The organism is Oxalicibacterium sp., assembly GCF_035565035.1.
GTDB lineage: Bacteria > Pseudomonadota > Gammaproteobacteria > Burkholderiales > Burkholderiaceae_D > Oxalicibacterium.
Genome location: NZ_DATMTD010000105.1, coordinates 117920 through 138870, shown reverse-complemented (window position 1 = coordinate 138870; position 20951 = coordinate 117920). Strand labels below are relative to the sequence as shown.

At 56.5% G+C, this 20951-nt stretch carries 24 protein-coding genes; 11 read left to right on the top strand and 13 right to left on the bottom strand.

The window, feature by feature from the left end:
- Positions 1-12: 12 nt before the first annotated feature.
- Positions 13-726 carry a glutathione S-transferase family protein gene (locus VN114_RS11055; RefSeq protein WP_325514814.1) on the top strand — a complete coding sequence of 238 codons (714 nt, stop codon included), beginning with the start codon at positions 13-15 and terminating at the stop codon, positions 724-726.
- A 74-nt stretch (positions 727-800) separates the two neighbouring features.
- Positions 801-2045, top strand: coding sequence for a multifunctional CCA addition/repair protein (locus tag VN114_RS11050; RefSeq protein WP_325514813.1), 1245 nt, complete (start codon positions 801-803; stop codon positions 2043-2045).
- Positions 2046-2107: 62 nt separating this feature from the next.
- Here VN114_RS11050 and VN114_RS11045 read toward each other — a convergent pair whose 3' ends face one another.
- Together VN114_RS11045 and VN114_RS11040 are read right to left on the bottom strand one after the other, a co-directional pair.
- Positions 2108-2398 (bottom strand): hypothetical protein, encoded by a 291-nt coding sequence (locus VN114_RS11045; protein ID WP_325514811.1) that lies wholly within the window; start codon positions 2396-2398, stop codon positions 2108-2110.
- Positions 2399-2629: 231 nt separating this feature from the next.
- Positions 2630-3262, bottom strand: coding sequence for a CDP-alcohol phosphatidyltransferase family protein (locus VN114_RS11040; RefSeq protein ID WP_325514810.1), 633 nt, complete (start codon positions 3260-3262; stop codon positions 2630-2632).
- Between the two features lie 238 nt (positions 3263-3500).
- Between VN114_RS11040 and VN114_RS11035 the strand changes: the two genes are divergently transcribed.
- Positions 3501-4016, top strand: a complete 516-nt coding sequence (locus VN114_RS11035) for a hypothetical protein (protein ID WP_325514809.1) — start codon at positions 3501-3503, stop codon at positions 4014-4016.
- Positions 4017-4129: 113 nt separating this feature from the next.
- On the opposite strand, the gene queC is transcribed toward VN114_RS11035, so the two are convergent.
- The 3 genes from queC to VN114_RS11020 form a co-directional block, all read right to left on the bottom strand.
- Entirely contained in the window at positions 4130-4840 is a 711-nt protein-coding gene (gene queC, locus VN114_RS11030; protein WP_325514807.1) for a 7-cyano-7-deazaguanine synthase QueC, read from the bottom strand.
- A gap of 113 nt (positions 4841-4953) precedes the next feature.
- Positions 4954-5703, bottom strand: a complete 750-nt coding sequence (locus VN114_RS11025; protein WP_325514806.1) for a DUF3108 domain-containing protein — start codon at positions 5701-5703, stop codon at positions 4954-4956.
- A gap of 48 nt (positions 5704-5751) precedes the next feature.
- On the bottom strand, positions 5752-6807 hold the full coding sequence (locus VN114_RS11020) for a DUF3108 domain-containing protein (RefSeq protein ID WP_325514805.1): 1056 nt from the start codon (positions 6805-6807) through the stop codon (positions 5752-5754).
- Positions 6808-6995: 188 nt separating this feature from the next.
- Between VN114_RS11020 and VN114_RS11015 the strand changes: the two genes are divergently transcribed.
- Positions 6996-7829 (top strand): sulfite exporter TauE/SafE family protein, encoded by an 834-nt coding sequence (locus VN114_RS11015; protein ID WP_325514803.1) that lies wholly within the window; start codon positions 6996-6998, stop codon positions 7827-7829.
- A 31-nt stretch (positions 7830-7860) separates the two neighbouring features.
- On the opposite strand, the gene VN114_RS11010 is transcribed toward VN114_RS11015, so the two are convergent.
- Positions 7861-8301 (bottom strand): ProQ/FINO family protein, encoded by a 441-nt coding sequence (locus tag VN114_RS11010; RefSeq protein ID WP_325514802.1) that lies wholly within the window; start codon positions 8299-8301, stop codon positions 7861-7863.
- Between the two features lie 114 nt (positions 8302-8415).
- Here VN114_RS11010 and VN114_RS11005 point away from each other — a divergent pair, with 114 nt between their 5' ends.
- Positions 8416-8829, top strand: coding sequence for a hypothetical protein (locus tag VN114_RS11005; RefSeq protein ID WP_325514800.1), 414 nt, complete (start codon positions 8416-8418; stop codon positions 8827-8829).
- Between the two features lie 128 nt (positions 8830-8957).
- Here the strand turns inward: VN114_RS11005 and VN114_RS11000 are convergent, their stop codons facing one another.
- The 4 genes from VN114_RS11000 to VN114_RS10985 form a co-directional block, all read right to left on the bottom strand.
- The gene (locus VN114_RS11000) at positions 8958-9671 is read right to left on the bottom strand and encodes a TerC family protein (protein ID WP_325514799.1); all 714 of its coding nucleotides are present in this window, start codon (positions 9669-9671) and stop codon (positions 8958-8960) included.
- Positions 9672-9953: 282 nt separating this feature from the next.
- The gene (locus VN114_RS10995) at positions 9954-11204 is read right to left on the bottom strand and encodes a HAMP domain-containing sensor histidine kinase (RefSeq protein WP_325514797.1); all 1251 of its coding nucleotides are present in this window, start codon (positions 11202-11204) and stop codon (positions 9954-9956) included.
- Entirely contained in the window at positions 11191-11880 is a 690-nt protein-coding gene (locus tag VN114_RS10990; protein WP_325514796.1) for a response regulator transcription factor, read from the bottom strand. The genes VN114_RS10995 and VN114_RS10990 overlap by 14 nt, the downstream gene beginning before the upstream one ends.
- A 230-nt stretch (positions 11881-12110) precedes the next feature.
- Positions 12111-12692 (bottom strand): glutathione peroxidase, encoded by a 582-nt coding sequence (locus VN114_RS10985; RefSeq protein ID WP_325514794.1) that lies wholly within the window; start codon positions 12690-12692, stop codon positions 12111-12113.
- Positions 12693-13005: 313 nt separating this feature from the next.
- On the opposite strand from VN114_RS10985, the gene VN114_RS10980 reads away from it, so the two are divergent.
- Both VN114_RS10980 and VN114_RS10975 read left to right on the top strand, forming a co-directional pair.
- Positions 13006-13863, top strand: a complete 858-nt coding sequence (locus VN114_RS10980) for a ferritin-like domain-containing protein (protein ID WP_325514792.1) — start codon at positions 13006-13008, stop codon at positions 13861-13863.
- A gap of 85 nt (positions 13864-13948) precedes the next feature.
- Positions 13949-14413 carry a DUF411 domain-containing protein gene (locus VN114_RS10975; protein WP_325514790.1) on the top strand — a complete coding sequence of 155 codons (465 nt, stop codon included), beginning with the start codon at positions 13949-13951 and terminating at the stop codon, positions 14411-14413.
- Positions 14414-14498: 85 nt separating this feature from the next.
- Here the strand turns inward: VN114_RS10975 and VN114_RS10970 are convergent, their stop codons facing one another.
- The 3 genes from VN114_RS10970 to VN114_RS10960 form a co-directional block, all read right to left on the bottom strand.
- Positions 14499-14981 carry a copper chaperone PCu(A)C gene (locus VN114_RS10970; RefSeq protein WP_325514788.1) on the bottom strand — a complete coding sequence of 161 codons (483 nt, stop codon included), beginning with the start codon at positions 14979-14981 and terminating at the stop codon, positions 14499-14501.
- Between the two features lie 131 nt (positions 14982-15112).
- Entirely contained in the window at positions 15113-15595 is a 483-nt protein-coding gene (gene trmL, locus VN114_RS10965; RefSeq protein ID WP_325514786.1) for a tRNA (uridine(34)/cytosine(34)/5-carboxymethylaminomethyluridine(34)-2'-O)-methyltransferase TrmL, read from the bottom strand.
- An 84-nt stretch (positions 15596-15679) separates the two neighbouring features.
- Positions 15680-16423, bottom strand: coding sequence for a ComF family protein (locus tag VN114_RS10960; protein WP_325514784.1), 744 nt, complete (start codon positions 16421-16423; stop codon positions 15680-15682).
- Between the two features lie 53 nt (positions 16424-16476).
- Here VN114_RS10960 and VN114_RS10955 point away from each other — a divergent pair, with 53 nt between their 5' ends.
- The 4 genes from VN114_RS10955 to ctaD all read left to right on the top strand — a co-directional run bounded on the left by VN114_RS10955 (position 16477) and on the right by ctaD (position 20947).
- Complete coding sequence (locus VN114_RS10955; protein WP_325514836.1) at positions 16477-17430, top strand: methyltransferase domain-containing protein; 954 nt, start codon at positions 16477-16479, stop codon at positions 17428-17430.
- A 232-nt stretch (positions 17431-17662) separates the two neighbouring features.
- Positions 17663-18124, top strand: coding sequence for a DUF2244 domain-containing protein (locus VN114_RS10950; RefSeq protein WP_325514782.1), 462 nt, complete (start codon positions 17663-17665; stop codon positions 18122-18124).
- A 33-nt stretch (positions 18125-18157) separates the two neighbouring features.
- Complete coding sequence (gene coxB, locus VN114_RS10945; RefSeq protein ID WP_325514780.1) at positions 18158-19318, top strand: cytochrome c oxidase subunit II; 1161 nt, start codon at positions 18158-18160, stop codon at positions 19316-19318.
- Between the two features lie 18 nt (positions 19319-19336).
- The gene (ctaD, locus tag VN114_RS10940; protein WP_325514778.1) at positions 19337-20947 is read left to right on the top strand and encodes a cytochrome c oxidase subunit I; all 1611 of its coding nucleotides are present in this window, start codon (positions 19337-19339) and stop codon (positions 20945-20947) included.
- The last annotated feature ends 4 nt before the right edge of the window (positions 20948-20951 follow it).

Below are 20951 nucleotides of genomic sequence, written 5' to 3'. Positions count from 1 at the left end.
AGACGAAAATTCATGCAAACCACAGAACTCGACCCGACACTGTCGCAGACGCTGAGCGATGCGGAAAACAGCGGTTTGAAACTGGTGATCGCCAACAAGAATTATTCGTCATGGTCGATGCGGCCGTGGGTCGCGATGACAGCATTCAATATCCCTTTTCAGGAAATCTGTCTGCTGCTGGACCGGAGCGATACGGCCTTGCAGATCGCACATTATTCGGCGGCGGGACGCGTTCCGATTCTGCTGGCGGGCGAAACGACAGTGTGGGATTCACTGGCGATTTGCGAATATCTGGCTGAACAGTTTCCGGAAAAGCGGATGTGGCCGGAGGATGTGGCGGAACGTGCGCTGGCGCGTTCGATCTGTGCGGAAATGCATTCCGGATTTACCGGCGTGCGTTCGGCAATGTGGATGAACATTCGTGCGCGATTTCCGGGCAAGGGGCGCACGCTGGAAGCACAAGCCGATATCGGCCGCATCAGCGAAATCTGGGAAACTTGTCTGGCCATGTCCGGTCCGAGCGAATTTCTGTTCGGGGAGTTCACGATCGCCGATGCGTATTTTGCGCCGGTCGTCATGCGCTTTCGCACTTATGAGGTCGTGCTGGGCCCGGCACTGGACGCGTACGTCGAACGCGTCGCGCGACATCCCGCTGTTGCACAATGGATCAATGGCGCACTCGCCGAAACGGCACGCATCGAAAAATACGATGTGTATCCTGATTAAGCTCCGGATTAAATTCCCGATTAACTTCACGACTCAAGCATGCCTATACGTATGTCTGGCGAGTTCGATCTGAAATGAAAACCTATATCGTCGGCGGCGCCGTACGCGATGCCATGCTCGGTGTTCCCGTCAAGGACCGCGATTACGTTGTCGTCGGTGCGACACCGGAACAAATGGTTGCGCAGGGTTATCTGCCGGTCGGCAAGGATTTTCCTGTGTTTCTGCATCCGCAGACCCACGCTGAATATGCGTTGGCACGCACCGAGCGCAAGACTGCGCCGGGTTACAAGGGGTTTGTATTTCATACTGATGCCGCCGTCACGCTGGAAGAGGATCTGATTCGGCGTGATCTCACTGTCAACGCGATGGCGCAGCAGGAAGATGGCACGATCATTGATCCGTTCGGCGGACGGCAGGATATCGAACGGCGCGTTTTTCGCCATGTCTCGCCGGCATTTGCGGAAGATCCGGTGCGGATTCTGCGCGTTGCACGATTTGCCGCGCGCTTTCCCGAATTCAGCGTCGCACCGGAAACCAACGCCTTGATGCACAACATGGTGGAAGCAGGCGAAGTCGATGCACTGGTGCCGGAGCGGGTATGGCAGGAACTTGCGCGTGGTTTGATGGAGCGCATGCCGTCGCGCATGTTTGCCGTGCTGCGCGATTGCGGCGCGCTGAAATGCATCCTGCCCGAACTCGACGCACTATGGGGTGTGCCACAACCGGAGAAATATCATCCGGAAATCGATACCGGCGTGCACGTGATGATGGTCGTCGATTATGCCGCCGGTCAAAACGCCAATCTGCCGATTCGTTGTGCCGCCTTGCTGCACGACTTGGGCAAGGGAGTGACGCCGCCCGATCAATGGGCGCGGCATCACGGCCACGAAATGCACAGTGAACGACTGGTCGATGCGGTCTGCAAGCGCCTGCGGGTGCCGAACGATTGTCGCGATCTGGCACTGATGACGGCGCGTGAACATGGCAATGTCGGGCGTGCGCTGGAGTTTCGTGCGGCGACGATCGTGACGCTGTTCGAACGCTGCGACGCCTTTCGCAAGCCGCAGCGTTTTCTCGACATGTTGATGGCCTCGGAATGTGATCATCGCGGCCGCACTGGATTCGAGGAGAAACCATTCCCGCAGCGAGCATACTTGCAACAGGCGCTGGCGGCAGCGCAGACGGTGAATGGCGGGGGGATTGCAGCAACGGTGCGCGAACGGTATCCCGATCAACCGCAACGGGTGCCGGAAGCGATTCGTACAGCTCGTGTGAAGGCAGTCGCGGCGACCGTCAAAGAGGATGCTACGGAAAACTGATCGTGTCTCTCGGTGTTTGAGGCGGATGGTTTTTGACGAGCGGACAACGGCGCTCAATGCCGTCAGGTCAACGGTACATGTCGACGCATCGATAACGCGTAAGCGCGTAACTCATTGCGGGTCACGATGCCATCGTTATTGGCATCGATTTTTTCGAAATTATCCACAACGATATCCATCCGAGCCGCTTTGGCCTGCGATTTGGTGACACTGTCGCGCGATGCGGTGGTCATTGAATACATGGTGGATTTGCTCTGCGCGCCATGTTCAAGCGCAGCAGTAGTGAGTGATTGCGCTGCGACAATATTGGCGCCGAGCAGAATGGCCAGCAGGCCGATGAGTTTTGCGTTCATGATAGCTCCCCTTGTCAACGTGAAGCGATTGACAGGCTCCATTGAAATCCGGATTGCCTTTCGCCACCAATCCATTTACGCCTTGTTACATCTCGCGCGGCGCAGATATCGTCGATTGATGTGATGCCGCCTCGCCTTTTGTCAATATGACATGGCGATTAATGTGTTTCTGTGCGGAATCTCACATTGGAAGAGTGCTCCGGCAAGCAGGAATGCTGGCCGGAGAAAAGGCTACAGCTTGGGGATATGCAGCGTCTTGCTGATCATCAGCGTACCGGACAGGGCGAACACCAGGGCAACCGGATGCAGTTCCCATGGACCGATCATCCATGCGCCGCCAAACAGTGTTGCACCAATCTGGCCGTTCGAGGCCAGCCACGCCAGAATACCGGTAATCAGCACGCTGGTCGGAATCGGTGTGCCTTCGAAATAGGCGACTTTATCACTGCCTTCGGACAGTGTTTCTGCCGTCACGTTGTATCGCGCCAGTCGGCTGACGCCGCAGCAGACGAAATAAATCATCGCGACCCAATCCCAACCGCCTGTCAGACCTGCGGCAAAACCGAGTGCGGCTGGCGCCACGCCGAACGAAATCACGTCGGCCAGCGAATCCAGTTCTCGTCCGAGCGAGGAATGCTGTTGCCGCCAGCGTGCAATGCGGCCGTCCAGGACATCGAACAAAAAAGCTGCCGGCGCCATTGCCGCTGCCAGATAAAAATGCGCCAGCGACTGGCTGTGCATGTAAAGCATCGCGAGGAACACGGCCGCCACGCCGCACGCGGCATTACCCAGCGTGAAAAAATCCGCTAGGTGAAATTCGCGCAACATCGAGAAATGCTTGCGGGGAGTTTTGGATGAACTCATTGCGTCTCTCTTGCAATAGATATAAGTGAGATTGCCGTCGCGGGCAGAAAGTTTAGTAAATCGTTGGCAGATACATAAAAATCTGCAGCCGCAAGTATGTCATTGAATGAAATGATTGTGCAGGAGAAATGACCCGCTGTGCGGAAGGGGCGGCCAGAATATCCCCTAAGCCGGTTACCGCACATACGCATGACGCACCTTTTTCCTACACTGACTGCTTTGGACAAGGAGGCCCGAAATGCCAGCTGCTTACCACTCGATCGCCAATCATTCGCAGACCCGTATGCAGGAACACGTGCGGAAACGCACGCGAACATACGTTTCCATTTTTTCCCTGGCCGTGGCGGGACTGTTGCCGCTGGCAGCGTCGGCAGCGGACGCCGCTACCAGTAATTATCAACAGGAACGTGCGGCATGTACGAATGGCGGCTCCCATCAGGATCGCGCGACTTGTCTGCGTGAAGCCGCTGCCGCCCGCGGAGAAGCGAAACGCGGACATTTGACGGACAGCACGTCGTACGATGAAAACGCATTGGCGCGCTGCAACGCGTTGCCGCCTTCCGATCGTCAGGATTGCGCGAAGCGCGTCCATGGTCAGGGCGTCGTGTCAGGCAGTGTTGAGGGTGGCGGAGTGTATCGCGAAACGACAACGACCGTGATCGGCACACCGCAGCCGTCCACGATGCCTGCGCCTGCACCTGCACCGGTTTATCAGCCAATGCCTGTCTCGCCGCAAGGAACCATGCCGCGTTAATTGCAGGACCCGCTGAAATAAGGCGCACTGGCTGATTGGTCGTGCGCCTTTTTTTATCCGGACGAATGTGTCAGCCGATATGACGGATTTGAGAGGAAAGCTGAGCCCGTCTGTCAGGTTGCTTTTGCGGCGATGAAATTTTCATATCCGCGTGCACGCAATGCGCAGGCCGGACAGGTGCCGCAGCCGTAACCCCAGTCATGCAAGGCGCCGCGTTCGCCGAGATAACAGGTGTGCGTTTCCTTGCGAATCACATCGAGCAGGGTCTGTCCGCCGAGATCCTGCGCCATTGTCCATGTTGCAGCCTTGTCGATCCACATCAGCGGTGTTTCGACTTTCAGTCTGGTTGCCATGCCCAGATTCAGCGCGACCTGCAACGCCTTCATCGTGTCGTCGCGACAGTCCGGATAGCCGGAAAAATCCGTCTCGCACATGCCGCCGACCAGAACAGTCAGACCGCGGCGATAGGCAACCGTTGCGGCGACCGTCATGAACAGCAGGTTGCGACCGGGAACGAACGTGTTCGGCAGGCCGTTTTCCTGCATGGCGATTTCCACATTCCCGGTTAGTGCGGTATCGGAGATTTTTGAAATGAGCGAGAGGTCGATCATGTGATCTTCACCCAGTCGCCGGTCCCAATCTGCGTTCATTGCACGCATTTTCTGCAGCACGGCGGGACGCACTGCCAGCTCGATCGCGTGGCGCTGACCGTAGTCGAAACCGATCGTCTCGACGCGTGCATAACGCGACAGTGCCCATGCGAGACAGGTGGTGGAATCCTGGCCGCCGCTGAACAGAACCAGTGCACCTTCTTCAGAAATCATGTGTTCCTTCATCGATCAAACGTCGGCATCGCACATGCCATGCCGGACGAAATTATATCGACTGCTTGCCGCTGACGTTATTTATATCAATGAGATCGCTGTCATTCAGGCGTTCACGATTGCGATGCAATCGATGTGATGTTCTGTTCGATGAAGTCGCCTTCCGGTTCGGAAAAGCGGATGCGCACCGGATACCAGTCGCGCGATGATGCAAACCAGATATCGATCTTCTGTTCCTTGCCCGCATCTTTCACGACTTTGCTGACCTTGACGGCGTTCAGGTCGCCCAGTGGGGATTTGATCTTTTCGGCCTTGTTGACCTTGAAGGACCATGGTTCGGCATCCTTTTGCCCGGCAACCACGACATTGATGGTGGCTCCCGTCTTGAACTTGGCCGGCGTGCTGCGTGCAATGGTTGCGAGTTGCCAGACGACGCTATTGCGATCCTGTTCGCCGCCCTTGATCGGATAGCTGGCATCGGATGCACTGAACGTAATGGTGTTGCTGTCGCGGTTGAACGTGGTGGTCGTGGCATCCTTGCGATAGCGTTTTTCGGTGGACGTCACCGGCGCCAGTCCGGTCGTGTTGATCGTACCTTCGCTTTTCGCCTCGAGGATTTTCCCGAGCAGCATGGCACGCGTTTCCGTCTTGATCGCGTAGCGACCGCTGCCATTGGTCCAGTGCACGACGGCGGAGCCGTTGAGCGACAGACCGTGCTGATTGGCATTGATCGTGTAATTCAGCTCGGCGGAAGGCGGCGGGCTGATGGTGCCGCGTTTCGTGTTTTGTGCCATGGCGCCGTGCGAAGCCAGTGTGCAGGCAAGCAACAGGGTTGGGAGAGAGCGGGAGAAAAAGCGCTTCATTGGTTCACCGGAATGTAAATATTGAAAATGGGTGTTGAAAATATGTGACTAAGGTACTGCAGAAACGTTCAGACCGGTCAGCGACATGTCCAGGTAGTCGCCGTTCGGTTCCGTATAGCGCAGGCGTACCGGATACCACTGCAGTTGCGGCGCCAGCCAGATATCCAGCTTCTGATCGTAGGTACGGGCGCGCGGCGCGCGGACGACGTGCCACGCGCCGATCGTTTTGCCGTCGATGCTGATTTCTTCGTAGCCGATGATCTGGATCTGCCATGGCTCGGCATCGCGTGTGCCGGCAACGACCACTTCGATGACGGTACCCGGCGCGAAGCGTGCACTGTCGCCGCGACCAATGCCCGCCAGTTGCCAGATGATGCTGGCACGATCCTGTTCGTCGCCGGTGCGCGGATAGGTTTTTGTCGAGGCGGAAAAACTGATCGTGTTGCGTTCGCGATGGAAGTGCGTATTGGTTTCCGCACGGCGAAAACGTTTTTCGCTGTACAGCTCGGGAGCGATGCCGCCGTTTTCGATTGTGCCGCTGCTCGTGAAATGCAATGCCGTGATGAACAGCACGCCGAACTCGCCGCTGATCGTGTAACGGTTGCCGTCGTTGTGCCATGCAATCGCGCCACTGCCGTACGTCGGCTGACCATCGATCGGCGTTTTCTGCACATCGTATTTGAGTTCGGCTGACGGCGGCAGGTCGATCACGTAATGCGGCGTGGTTGAGTCTTGTATGCCGGATGTGTCTTCTGTATCGATCGCACCGGTTGACGATGTCGTGTCAATTGCCGTTGTCGCTGCACTTGCAACCGAAGTCGACGGGATTGCTGCAGGCGGTGTTTCGACTTTCGGTGTCGCAGGGCGCAGATGCGGTGTGTGTTTGCGTTTCGGTTGCGCAGCAGGCTTTGGCGGGGCTGGCGGCTTCGGTGGCGCGAGCAATGCGGCAGTGACGACTTCTGCGGCCGGTCTGGTCTGCGATGGCAGGCGGATGAATTCGGTGACGCGACCGACAACAAGCAGATGCAGCAGGATCGAAAACCCCAGCACGAAAAGCCAGCGCCGCGATCTACGCATGTCGGGCCGGAAGGGAGGTTTCGTCATGGCGCTAGTGTAAACGAGCGCCGTCCAAATGTTGCCGTGCAATTGCGTTGTCAAAGCGAGGCAGGCGTCCGGAGAAGGCGATTGGATAACGTCCGCTGGATATGTCCGTATAGTAAAGTGGCGGGGCGCGCACTTGGCGTGCGGTTTTCCATCGTGACAGGAATCTTTGCAATGCAATTAAACAATCTGTGCAGCGTAACGGACCGGTTGCCGACAGGGGCGGATTGATGATCTGGTTTGCTTCCTATGTATTGGCCGGCGCCTTTGTCGGGGTACTGGCGGGTTTGCTCGGCATTGGCGGTGGCATGACGCTGGTGCCGGTGATGGCTGCGTTGTTCGCTGCACAGCATTTTGCGCCGGATCATGTGGTGCACATGGCGCTGGCGACCTGCATGGCGTCGATCGTGTTTACGTCAAGTTCGAGCGTGCGTGAGCATTTGAAGTTCGACGGCGTCAATTTCAATATCGTCAAACGCATGACGCCGGGATTGGTCGCAGGCAGTCTGTTTGCGACGTCGATTTCGGCGTGGATTCCGCAGCGTCACCTGGCACTGAGTTTTTCCGTCATTGTCTTTTTCGGCGCGACGCAGATCCTGTTGAACAGGAAACCGAAGGCTGCGCGAACCTTGCCTTCGGCATGGCCGCTGTTCTTCATCGGGCTGATGATCGGCATCATTGGCGGACTGGTGTCGGCGGGCGGCGCGTTCCTGACGATTCCGTTCATGCTGTGGTGCGGCGTGCCGATGAAGAAGACGATCGGCACGGGCGCGATGATGGGTATTCCGCTGGCGGTAGTGGGGACGATCGGTTATGTCATTTCGGGCTGGAGCGTGCCGGGTCTGCCATCCGATGCGGTCGGGTTCATTTCAGTCACGGCGTTGATCGGCATTGTTTGCGGCAGTGTGGTAACGGCGCCGTTCGGTGCACGGCTGGCGCATCGCTTGCCGGTGCCGATTTTGAAACGCATCTTCGCCTGCCTGCTGTATGTGCTGGCGGCAAAGATGCTGTGGACTTACTGGTGAGGGAAGCGCCGGGCAGACGGCGCCTGTGGCGTTAGTTCTTGCGCGAGAACTTGGCAGCCAGTTGATTCAGCTTTTCCGCGCGTTGGCGTTCTGCTTCGTCAGCCTTGCGTTGTGCTTCTTCTGCCTGGCGTTGCGTCTTGCGCTGTTCGGCATTTTTCTTGAAACGTTCTTTCAGCGTCGTCGTGGCATGGGCGCGATGCTCTTCCGTGACTTCCGCCGCTTGTGTGCCATCGAGATTGAAACGGGCCGTGGCCTTTTCCATTCCCTTCAGATAGCGCAGCGAATTGGTGTGAATGCCCAGTGCGGTCCGCAGCGATTTGCGACTGACATCCGGCATCAGTGCAATCAACTGCTTGTCGATGCCGATTGCAAGCGGCAGAAAATCGCCGAATACGGCGAACTTTTCCTGGATTTCCTTGAGCAGCGTACGGGCGTTTTGAAAAGCGTTTGGCGTGGATTCGGTGGTCGTCATGAAGCAGCGGAACAATGGATGATTCAGGGTCCGCAGGATATCATGCCGCTGCGCGATTGCCTGCGACGGCGTGGTATTTATCCGACGTTGCCCGAATGAATGAGAGCAAAACAGATGGACGATGACGTAGACGACAGAATGGAAGAGCCGACGGAACGGCCGTGGATCGTGCTGAAAAACACGTATGACGTGGAAATGTGGATCGAGCATCAGAGTCGGCAGATCCAGCAACGTATCGGCAATGCGGAACGCAATCGCGCGAGCGGCTATGGCATCTGTTTTCGCCTGACGGCCGGTGGCGACATCTTCATGCACACGACAGGCGAGGGCATCGTGTTGCTCGATGTGACGCCGGAAGCGGAATGGATCGCGCCACTGATCGTTGCCGCCACGCAGGCGTCCGTGCCGGCAGGGCAGATATGGATGCTGCCGATGGAAAGTCTGACGCAACTGGTGGTCGGATTGAGCAGTCTGATCGCCTCCACGCGTATCGTGACCGATCACGACTTCCGTATCCGGAAGTATTAACACCATCATCAACGACAATCAAAGCCGAATCCAGCGCACACAAATAAAAACGGCCCGACGAGCATTGCTCGATCGGGCCGTTTTCAATCAACCACCGCAGGGCGGCGATTTACCGGTAACGATTGCGCTTAGGCTGCAGCCGTTTTGCTGTGGCGCTTGGCAAGGTAGGTGCCGACGATGACGACGCCGACTGCCAGTGCCAGGCCAGGGATGCTCAGGTGGCTATTGCCAAACAAAGCGATCTCGTGGTGCGGAACGTTGGCTTCGATCCACGGTACGACCGCGGTATCGGAGAACAGCATTTCACCTGCCAGATAACCCAGCAATGCAGCGCCCAGCGTGATGATGATCGGGAATTTTTCCATCAATTTCAGCACCAGGGTGCTGCCGAACACGATCAGCGGAACGCTGATGGCCAGACCGATGATCAGCAGGACGACATTGCCGTCAGCTGCAGCAGCAACGCCGAGCACGTTATCCAGGCTCATCACCAGATCGGCGATCAGGATGGTCTTGATGGCGCCCCACAGGTTGGATTTGCCTTCGATCTCTTCTTCGCCGTCTTCCTCGGCCAGCAGTTGCACGCCGATGTAGAACAGGGCGACAGCACCGATCAGCTTCAGGTACGGCAGCGTCAGCAATTGCAGCGCGAAGATGGTCAGCACGATACGCAGGATGATTGCTGCGGCGCTACCGTACAGGACGGCCATTTTCTTTTGCTTCGGCGGCAGCGATTTGGCTGCCAGTGCGATCACCACTGCGTTATCGCCGGACAGCACGATATTGATCAGGATGATGTTGCCAAGAGCAGCCCAGAAGGCTGCAGAGTTTAGTAATTCCATATCTTCCTCAAGTTTTTGCTCGTTCCGTACGGCTGGAGCGAATTAAATAAAGTGGCGGTCGTCTGACGACCATGTTGTTGTCGATCATCAGAAAAATCTGAAAATCTCTTTAGGCCACTACGTTTAAAACCTGCATTTCATTCGGCGCTGAGCCTTATGTCCGCGATTCCTTGAAACTGCAATGAACCGGGTGATGGAAGATCGTGTTTCCCGAGGGAGATGCGACCCAAATGCACAGTCGCAGGTTATCGTCACGGAACTCAAGAAGATGTGAATATGATGTTAAATACTCGTTAAAGTTGTCTGAAAATCAATTCGAAAATTACTGCCATTTTCGGGATTATTTTCTACACTTAGTTTGGCCCCGAGGTATTCGCAGATGCGCATCACCAGTGCGAGACCGAGCCCGGTACCCGCGGAGCCCAGCAGCGGTTTCGATGGAATGCCGTTTTGCAGATGCGCCTGTACGGATTCCGACAGGCCCGGACCGGTGTCTTCGACAACGACGGAGCGCTCTTCGACGCGCACTGTTACCGAACCGCGTTCGGTGTACTGGCAGGCATTGCGGATCAGATTGCCGATCGCGGAGGCCAGTAATTCCTTGTGTGCTGCCACGGCAAAATCGTTATTGGCTTCGTAAAGCAGTTCAACCGGCTTGCCCGCGACCAGCGGTTTGCAACGTGTGATTTGTTCGCGGATGACATCGTCCACAAAGGTTTCCGGCCGATTGATGCGATCGGGCGCGCGCGCCAGCATCAGCAGCACACCGACACATTCGGTGGCGTCGCTGGCGGCACGCAGGATGCGTTGTGCGGCGGCCTGCAGGGCAGGCTGGTTGCCGGTCTGTTCGACCAGCAGCTCTGCGGCGCCGGTAATGATGGTCAGCGGTGTGCGCAGTTCATGGCTGACGTCGCCCGTGAAGAAGCGTTCGCGCGCGAGAAAACGCTTCAGTTCTGCCGTGTGATCGGCAAAGGCACGCGCCAGCACTCCCAGCTCATCGGAACTTGAGAGCAGCGGGAGTTCCAGCGTGGAGTCCTGATCGTTGACGGCCTCTGCCAACTGGATGATCGGCTCCACAAAGCCGTGAGCAATGAAGCGGCCGAGAAAAAGCGATAACGCGACAAAGCCGAGAAAACCGGCGACGATCATCGCGTAGATCGTGCGTTCGATGCTTTTGTACTCGCTGGCGCGATCGATGACGACATAGCGGCCGGCGCTGTCTTCTCCAGAGAACAGATGGATGACCTTGCCTTCGAACCCGCGCTTGGCAACGCCGAGTGGCAGGTCGCGCAAACTTTCGGGAATGGTTTCGCCGTGATAGAAATTGACGTCGGACGGCATTTCGACCGGCATGCCCGCGGCGTGGCGCGGCGATGCCCAGGCGGCAATGCTGCGCAGATGTTCGTCGACCAGGAGGTCTTCGACCCCTTCGATCGCGACGGAGGCGACGATGCCGAAGAAAGTGCAGATCGCCAGCGCAAAAAACAGATAGGCGGTGACGATCCGGCGTCGCAGCGTGCTAGGCCGTGTCATCCGATCCTACCAGTCGGTAGCCGATGCCCTGAACCGTACGCAACATGGCGAACGAGTGGGATTTGTCGAGCGCCTGACGCAGCGCGTGGATGTGGGTGCGCAGCGCATCGCTGTCTGGTGGATGATCGCCCCAGACTTCCAGTTCCAGCGTTTCGCGCGAGACGACTTTCGGTGCTTCCTTCATCAGGCAGGTCAGGATCTTGAAGCCGGTCTTGGTGAGATTGACCGGCTGGCCGTTGCGGCTGACCTGATAAGTCGAGGTGTCGAACACGAGATCGCCGACGGTCAGCGCGTTGGTTGCCTGGTTCTTGCCGCGGGCACGGCGAATCAAGGCTTTCAGCCGGACTTCGACTTCCAGCAGCGAGAACGGCTTGACCAGGTAGTCGTCGGCACCGCTGTCGAAACCGGCGACCTTGTCGTCCAGCGTGTCGCGTGCGGTCAGCATCAGGACCGGCGTGTCTTTTTTCAGTTCGTCACGAATACGGCGGCAGACGGAAAGGCCGTCGATGCCCGGCAGTTTGACGTCGAGGATCATCGCATCGTATTCGTGCTGCGCAGCCAGTGCAAAACCGGCATAGCCGTTGGTGGCCGAGTCGAGCACGTAACCGCGCGGTTCCAGAAATGCATACAGGTTGGCGACGATGTCGGCGTTGTCTTCGATGATCAGGATGCGCATGGATATGATGGCGATGACGCCGTGATTCTTCTGTTCAAGTTAGGGATGGCAGGGCATGACGCATGGTCTGTACGCCTGTAACAGGCGCGGACGCGTTGCCGGCGCAGCGCGTATCGTAGCATTTCGCCAAGCCGGGCCGCCAGCGATTCGGCGGCAAGGCATTGGCAGCGTTGCTAATTTGTGTATGCCCTCTGTTTATATCTCTGTATATGTCTTTATTTATGTCTCTGTTATTTCTGTGACAGCGTCTTTTCGATATCGGCGATCAGCGTCTTGTTGTCGGGAGTAATTTTCGACGGGTAACTGCCGACGACCTTGCCGTTGCGATCCAGCAGGATTTTATGGAAGTTCCATTTCGGCTGCTGCGCGCCAGCCTTGAACAGCGATTGATAAAACGCGTTGGCATTCGCACCCGTGACCGAACTCTTGGCGAACATCGGGAATTTCACGCCGTACGTGTTATGGCAGAACTCGGCAATCTCCTTGTTGGAGCCCGTTTCCTGCTGAAAGTCGTTGGAGGCGAAACCCAGCACGACGAATCCCTTGTCCTTGTATTGCGCATACAGTTTTTCCAACCCGTCGTACTGCCCGGTATAACCGCAGTAACTGGCGGTATTGACGATCAGCACCACCTTGCCGGCGTACTGGCACAGGTTCTGCGGCGTTTCATCCTGCAGGCGTGCGGCGCTGTGATCCAGTGTGGCCGGGCATGCTGGTGCGGCTGTCTGTGCGTGGGCTTGCGAAGCGGCGAAAGCGACGAGCAGGAAACTGCAATGCAGCAGATGGCGAAGAAGGGAGCGGACTGTGGTCATGGCGATATCCGGTGAGGAAACTGGCTGCATCTTGCATCAGAACGGCAGGTTTGTCATAGACCGTTACAAGAAGCGCGAATTTATCCGGTGCGTTAAATGACATTGCATTTGTTTCGTCATGGCTCATATCTCTTTAACGCGATCGGCTTATATGGCTTGTATCACCGGGGTGATATGAAGTTTATCGTGCCAAGAAAATTCATCGAAGCCGGTAACAGGACTGAAACCTTTTCATTTGTAGGGAAAATGGACTGTGTCTGGAATGAATTTCTTGGTAGAATCAAGCACTTAACTCAATTTTCAAGGCGCGTGTATGTTGTACCCAGAATTGTTTAAATCGTTGGAGCAGGTTCGCTGGAACATGGAAAACGACATTCCGTGGGACCAGTTCGATGGCTCCAAACTGACTGACGAGCAGGCCCAAACGATCCGCATGAACGCGATCACTGAATGGTCGGCTTTGCCTGCGACCGAAATGTTTCTCCGTGACAACCGTGGCGACAGCGATTTTTCCGCATTCATGTCCGTCTGGTTTTTTGAAGAGCAAAAGCATTCGCTCGTGCTGATGGAATACCTGCGTCGTTTCCGTCCTGAATACGTCCCGACCGAAGAAGAATTGCACAACGTGCGTTTCGAATTCGATCCGGCGCCGGCGCTGGAAACATTGATGATGCACTTCTGCGGCGAGATCCGTCTGAATCACTGGTATCGCTGTGCATCCGACTGGCATACCGAGCCGGTCATCAAGCAGATCTATAAAATCATCAGCCAGGACGAAGCACGCCATGGCGGTGCCTATCTGCGTTACATGAAAAAGGCATTGGTCGAAGTCGGCGACAGCGCACGTGTGGCATTCGCCAAGATCGGCGTATTGATGGCTTCTGCCCGTCGCACAGAGAAACCGCTGCATCCGACCAACCTGCATGTGAATCAGTCGCTGTTCCCGAATGACACTGTGCAATCGCGTCTGCCTGATCCGGAATGGCTGGAACGCTGGCTCGACGGTCAGATCAAGTTCGACGGCGAGTGGGAGAAGAAAGTGGTCGACCGCATTCTGCACAACATGTCGCTGCTGTTTGAAAAAACCTTCGCCAACGTGCAGGAACTAAACCGCTATCGCAAGGAAATCGTTGCGCGCATGGGCATTGCTGCGCAGGCAGAACCGGCGTAACGCGCTCTTTTCGACACATGTTTTCGATACGAAAAAGCCGCAGTTTCTGCGGCTTTTTGTTTATGTAGATCAGCAGGAGGAAGTCATGCAACGACGTACATTACTGCAGGCGATGACATTGCTTGGCACGCTGCCGAATCTGGCATTTGCCAAGACGGAAACGATCGAGGTCTATAAAAGCGCGACGTGCGGATGCTGTACGGAATGGGTCGAACATTTGCAGGCAAACGGGTTTGAAGTGAAAACGCAGAATGTGCCGAACACGGCGGCTTATCGCGCACGTTTCGGCATTCCGGCCGCGTTAGGCAGTTGTCATACGGCGAGAATCGCGGGCTATGCACTCGAAGGCCATGTGCCGGCGAGAGAAATCAGGCGGTTGCTGGCAGAAAAGCCGAACGCCGTCGGTCTGACAGTGCCGGGAATGCCGATGGGATCGCCAGGAATGGAAATGCCTGACATGCAGGCCGATGCCTACGATGTCCTGCTCGTCCGAAAGGATGGTAGTCATGCCGTGTACCAGCATTACAAGGCACGACAGGTTGCACGATAATGTGCTCGCAGGTTTTGCAAACCCTATCTGATCAATAAAAAAGGACGCCGATACTTGAGCGTCCTTTTTTTCGTGCAGCGTGCGATCAGTGCTGGTGATGATCGTCAGCAGATTTCTTTCCCTGCATTCCCTCTTCGACCGTAATCGAGGTATTCACTTTTCCCGCTTTGCGGAACGTCAGTGTCAGCGGCAGTTTGTCGCCGGCTTTCAGCGGAGTCTTGAGGCCGATCAGCATCAGGTGATACCCATCACCCGGTTGCATGACGATTTTTTCCTTCGGCTTGATGTCGATGGAGCTCACTTCCCGCATGCGCATCACATTGTCTGTCATCTCCATCGTGTGGATTTCGACAGACTTTACGGCAGGCGATTGCGCAGCAACCAGTGTATCGGCGCTGTTTCCGCGGTTTTCCAGTGTCAGGTAGGCACCGCCGCTGGTCTGGCCTGGAACCGTGGCGCGCGCATACGGATGATCGACATGCATGTCACCGGCTTTGTAATCCTGCGCGAAGGCCGAGGTGGCGAGAAGCGCGGAGGCAGTGAAGAGCGTGATGGAGCGAAAGTTCATGGGTTCTTCCGTGGCAATGCCGGGCCGGTTTGGCGCGCAGCGGGTTGAAATGAATCGCGTCGGATTATGTGTCGATGATGTATCGCATCGTGCGACCACTATCGTAGCGCAAAACGGTTGCGCAACTACACTCAACTGCCGCCAACATAGCCATTTTGCCGCCACGCTTCATACACGACGACGGCCACGGTGTTGGACAGATTCAGGCTGCGATTGTCAGGACGCATCGGCAGACGGATGCGTTGTTCAGCAGGGAACGAATCGCGCAAGGCGGGAGCGAGTCCGCGTGTTTCGGAACCGAATACGAAAATGTCGCCGGGCTGAAAAGCGACGCCGGCAAATCCGGTCGAACCGTGCGTTGTCAGTGCAAACATCCGTTGTGGATTCAACGGTTGATCTGCGGTGGACGATGCGAGAAATGCCTGCCAGTCGCGATGTACTTTCATCGTTGCGTAATCGTGATAATCGAGGCCGGCGCGGCGCATCTTTGCGTCGTCGAGCGGGAAGCCGAGCGGTTCGATCAAATGCAGCTGCGCACCGGTATTGGCGCACAAACGGATGATGTTGCCGGTGTTGGGCGGGATTTCGGGTTCGACCAGAACGACGTGAAACAAGTGATTCTCCTCGGGATCGATCTGCGGCCGGATCGATCTGTATTCATCAAAAGGCGCACATCATAAATGACGGTAGTGTTTCCGTCATTTCGGTGTGCGCGCAAATACCAGATTGGTCACGCGAATGGCGCCGTGGCGTTTCAACACAGTGGCGACTTCGTTCAGCGTTTCACCGGTGGTCAGGACATCATCCACCACACCGACATGTTTTCCCTGTATTTGGCCCACCATCTCCGGTTGCAGTGCGAAGGCGTGCCGCACATTGCGATGACGTTCGTCGGGATGTAATTGCGCCTGCATCAGGGTATCGCGTGTACGCGCCATTAATCGCGGCGTGAGCGGGACGGCAAGCATTTTGGCCAGTGGCCGGGCAATTTCCAGCGCCTGATTGAATCCGCGTTCGGCCAGGCGCGTTTCGCCAAGCGGTACGACGGTCAATAAATCCGGCATGGATGCAATCTGTTCGCGTTGCAGCGCTTCGCGCATGAGGCGCGCAAATAGCGGGGCCAGCGCGAGTCGGTTGCCGAATTTGAGCGCCAGAACCAGATGGTCGAGCGGCGCCGCGTAGTCGCTGGCGACGATAGTGGCATCGAAGGACCGTGCCTGCTGCAGGCATTCACCGCATTGTCGTGGCGCGGCGGTCGTGTCGTCCGGCATTGGCAATGCACATTGCATGCAGCGATGTGCATCTTGCCCAAGGAAGCGGTTGTTGCAATCCTTGCACAAGGCATCGTCGCCGCTGATGCCGCACAGTGCGCACGAGGAAGGAATGGCCGACGGCAGGCGGCGTGCCAGTTGAAGTGACCAGTCGGCCAAACGATCGAGCATCGCGCCTTCGCCCTCATGCGTGTAAACTTGCGCGAATTATCTCATTGAAGCAATTGCCGACCGTGCCTGCCGAATATTCTCCATCCGATTCCCGTTCTAGCGCTCCCATCGACCTGGGGCGCGTCCGTACGCTGTTCGGCGACCCGGCACGTATCGCGGAATCGGGATTCCTGCGGCGCGAAGTGGCGACGCGCATGCATGAACGTCTGTCGTTGATCAAGATCGTGCCGCAGCACGTGCTCGACGCCGGATGCGGCGAAGGCGCGGATCTGACCACGCTGCAAAAACGCTTTCCGCAGGCGACCCTGCTGGGGCTCGACGCCTCGACGGGCATGCTCGCGCACGCACAGGCGGCGCAAAAGGAAGGCATGTCGTCGGTTAACCGTTTGCTGCAACAATGGTTGCCGGGAAAGAGCGGATTCGGCCGTGCATCGGGCGCTGCCTTGCTGTCCGGGAATTTTGCGCAACTGCCGTTCGGCATCAATTCGGTGGATCTGGTTTGGTCGAATCTGGCCGTGCACTGGCATCCACAGCCGGATCGCGTCTTTGCCGAATGGCGGCGCGTGCTGCGACAGGATGGTTTATTAATGTTCTCGTGCTTTGGACCGGATACGTTCAAGGAGCTGCGCGCCGCCTTTGCCGCGGGCGATGGCGAGCCGCACGTTCTGCCTTTTGTCGATATGCACGATTTCGGCGACATGCTGGTCAATGCCGGATTTGCCACGCCGGTCATGGATATGGAGACGCTGACTGTCACTTACGGTTCGGTCGACAAGCTGATGGCCGATGTGCGTGCCTGCGGCGGCAATCCGCTCGATACCCGCAGCCGTGGCTTGCTGGGTCGCGCGGCATGGCGGCGGGTTGTCGACGTGCTGGAGCAAGGCCGGAACGCGGATGGCAAGATTCCGCTGACATTTGAAATCGTGTATGGCCATGCGTTCCGGCCTGTGGCGCGTACGACTGCCGGCGGAGAGGCCATCATTCGCTTCGACTTGCCAAAAAAATAATGCCTATTCGCTGCGTGAACACAATGTTTTTGCCCGGCAGGATTCGGTTTCATTCATGATGCCAAAGCGGGAAGCAACTTCGAACAATACGTTTTTGCGTAACACGGACGGAGTGGGAGAGGCAAGTCGCGATGTATTTTTTATACTTGATCACTCTGATAATTCCGACTTATACTTCGACGGTTTTGCGCGATGGTGATATGGTGCGCGCAGTGCGTTCAGGCGGTGCACAATGGCCCACAACCGTGAATGGTTACTGAAACGTAATTGCTCGATTTCTCCGCGACAGCTGCTGCAGGCCTATTCGGTATTGTGTGCAGTGTCGCTGGCGATTGCGCTCTATTTCACCTTGCGCGGTGCGTGGTTCATCCTCGGCTTTTCGTTAATGGAATTGACGGCGGTTACCTGTGCATTCATCCATTACGTTCGCCATGCGGCGGATCGCGAGCACATCGTTCTGACAGACGACTGGCTGCTGGTAGAGCTGGTTCAGGGCGAGAAGTCGCAGCAGTTCAGGTTGGTGCGTTGCCGGACAAAAATTCAGCCGGCAGTGCGCAATCAGTTGATTGGTCTGGAGTCTTCCGGCATTCGTGTCGAAATAGGACGATTCCTGACGGAACACAAAAGGCGTCAGTTCATGCATGAGCTGCGTCGGGAACTGGGTGAGGAGACAGCAGGTTTGCCCGGTAACTAAAACAAAATTCTATTTTGGGCTTTTGGGGAAATCATGAAACATGCGAAGCGCCTTCAATCGTTGATGCTCGGTGCGTCGCTGCTGGCGGCAGGTTTGCCGTCCTGGGCGGTGACCGATAGTCCGGGCGGTCCGGCAGTGCTGCAACTGAATTTTCAGCAGCCTGTCACCAAGATTGCAGAAGAGATCTATTCGCTGCATACCCTGATGCTGATCATCTGCCTGGTGATCTTTGTCGCCGTGTTTGGCGTCATGTTTTATTCGATCTTCAAGCATCGCAAATCCCTCGGCCACAAATCGGCCACCTTCCACGAAAGCACGGCAGTCGAGATCGCGTGGACGGTCGTTCCGTTTCTGATCGTCATCGGCATGGCGCTTCCTGCGACCAAGACGGTCGTCGCGATGAAAGACACGTCGAATGCCGACATCACCATCAAGGCCACTGGTATGCAGTGGAAGTGGGGCTATGACTATCTGAACGGCGAAGGTCAGGGCATCAACTTCCTGTCGAATCTGGCGACGCCGCGTGAACAGATCGTCGATTCTTCCATCACCAAGAATGAAAATTATTTGATCGAAGTCGACAATCCTGTCGTTGTGCCGGTCAACAAGAAAATCCGCATCGTGCTGACGGCCAATGACGTGATTCACGCATGGATGATCCCTGCATTCGGCGTCAAGCAGGATGCGATTCCCGGCTTTGTGCGCGATACCTGGTTCAAGGCGGAAAAGATCGGCACCTATCGCGGCCAGTGCGCTGAGCTGTGCGGTAAGGACCACGCCTTCATGCCGATCGTCGTGAATGTCGTCAGCAATGAAGACTACAAAAAATGGGTCGACGGAAAGAAAAAGGAAATGGCGGCCAATGCCGACGATCCGAGCAAGACATGGACGCTGGATGAGCTGATCCAGCGTGGCGAAAAAGTCTACGCTTCGAATTGCGTTGCCTGTCATCAGGCAAACGGCAAGGGTGTGCCGGGCTCATTCCCGGCACTGGATGGCGGTCCGTTGGTCGTCGGTCCGAAAGCCGGACAAATCGATATCGTGATGCATGGCAAGGGTGCAATGCCTGCGTGGGCACCGGTATTGTCAGATACCGAGATTGCGGCGGTGATTACTTATACGCGCAACAGCTGGTCCAACAAGGCTGCAGAAAACATTGTCCAGCCAGCCGAAATCGTGGCTGCACGCAAGTAAAAAATCAGGAGACTTGAGATGAGCACAACTGCAGTCGACCACACTCACGATCACTCACACGACCATGCGCACGATGATCACGCGCATGATCATCCGCACGGCTGGCGTCGCTGGGTCTATGCGACCAATCACAAGGATATCGGCACGTTGTACCTGTGGTTTTCCTTCACGATGTTGCTGTCGGGCGGCTTCCTGGCGATGCTGATTCGCGCAGAACTGTTCCATCCAGGCCTGCAATTGATGCAGCCGGAGTTCTTCAATCAACTGACCACCATGCACGGCATCATGATGGTGTTCGGCGCGATCATGCCGGCGTTTGTCGGTTTTGCAAACTGGATGGTGCCGCTGCAGATCGGTGCATCCGACATGGCATTCGCGCGCATGAACAACTTCTCGTTCTGGCTGCTGCCGCCGGCTGCGATTCTGCTGGTTGCTTCCTTCCTCGTGCCGGGCGGCGCGACGGCTGCCGGCTGGACGCTGTATGCGCCGTTGTCGACGCAAATGGGCCCTGGCATGGACATGGCAATTTTTGCGCTGCATATCATGGGCGCATCATCGATCATGGGCTCGATCAACATCATCGTTACCATCCTGAACATGCGTGCGCCTGGCATGACGCTGATGAAGATGCCGATGTTCTGCTGGACCTGGCTGATCACCGCTTATCTGCTGATTGCGGTGATGCCGGTTTTGGCGGGTGCGATCACGATGACGTTGACCGATCGTCACTTCGGTACATCGTTCTTTAATGCGGCAGGCGGCGGCGATCCTGTCATGTATCAGCACATCTTCTGGTTCTTCGGACATCCGGAGGTGTACATCATGATTCTGCCGGCGTTTGGCATCATCTCGCACATCATCCCGGCTTTCGCACGGAAGCAACTGTTTGGTTACGCATCGATGGTGTATGCAACCGCATCGATTGCAATTCTGTCGTTCATGGTGTGGGCGCATCACATGTTTACCACTGGCATGCCGGTGACGGCACAGTTGTTCTTCATGTACGCGACGATGCTGATTGCGGTGCCGACCGGCGTCAAAATCTTTAACTGGGTCGCAACGATGTGGCGCGGTTCGATGACGTTTGAAACGCCGATGCTGTTTGCGATCGGCTTCATCTTCGTGTTCACGATGGGCGGTTTCACCGGTCTGATTCTGGCGGTGACACCGATCGATATCCAGTTGCAGGATACCTATTACGTGGTTGCGCACTTCCACTATGTGCTGGTTGCTGGTTCTTTGTTTGCGCTGTTCGCCGGGTTCTATTACTGGGGACCGAAGTGGACGGGTTTCATGTACAACGAAACGCGTGGCAAGATTCACTTCTGGGGTTCGCTGATTCTGTTCAACATCACGTTCTTCCCGATGCACTTCCTCGGTCTGGCTGGCATGCCGCGTCGCTATGCCGACTATCCGGCGCAGTTCACCGATTTCAACATGGTCGCGTCGATCGGCGGTTTGGGTTTCGGCCTGATGCAGGTTTATTTCCTGTTTGCCGTGGTGCTGCCTTCGATTCGTGGCGGTGTGCCGGCAGCGGACAAGCCATGGGATGGTGCAGAAGGTCTGGAATGGACCGTGCCAAGCCCGGCGCCTTTCCATACGTTTGAAGTGCCACCGACCGTAAAGTAAGCAC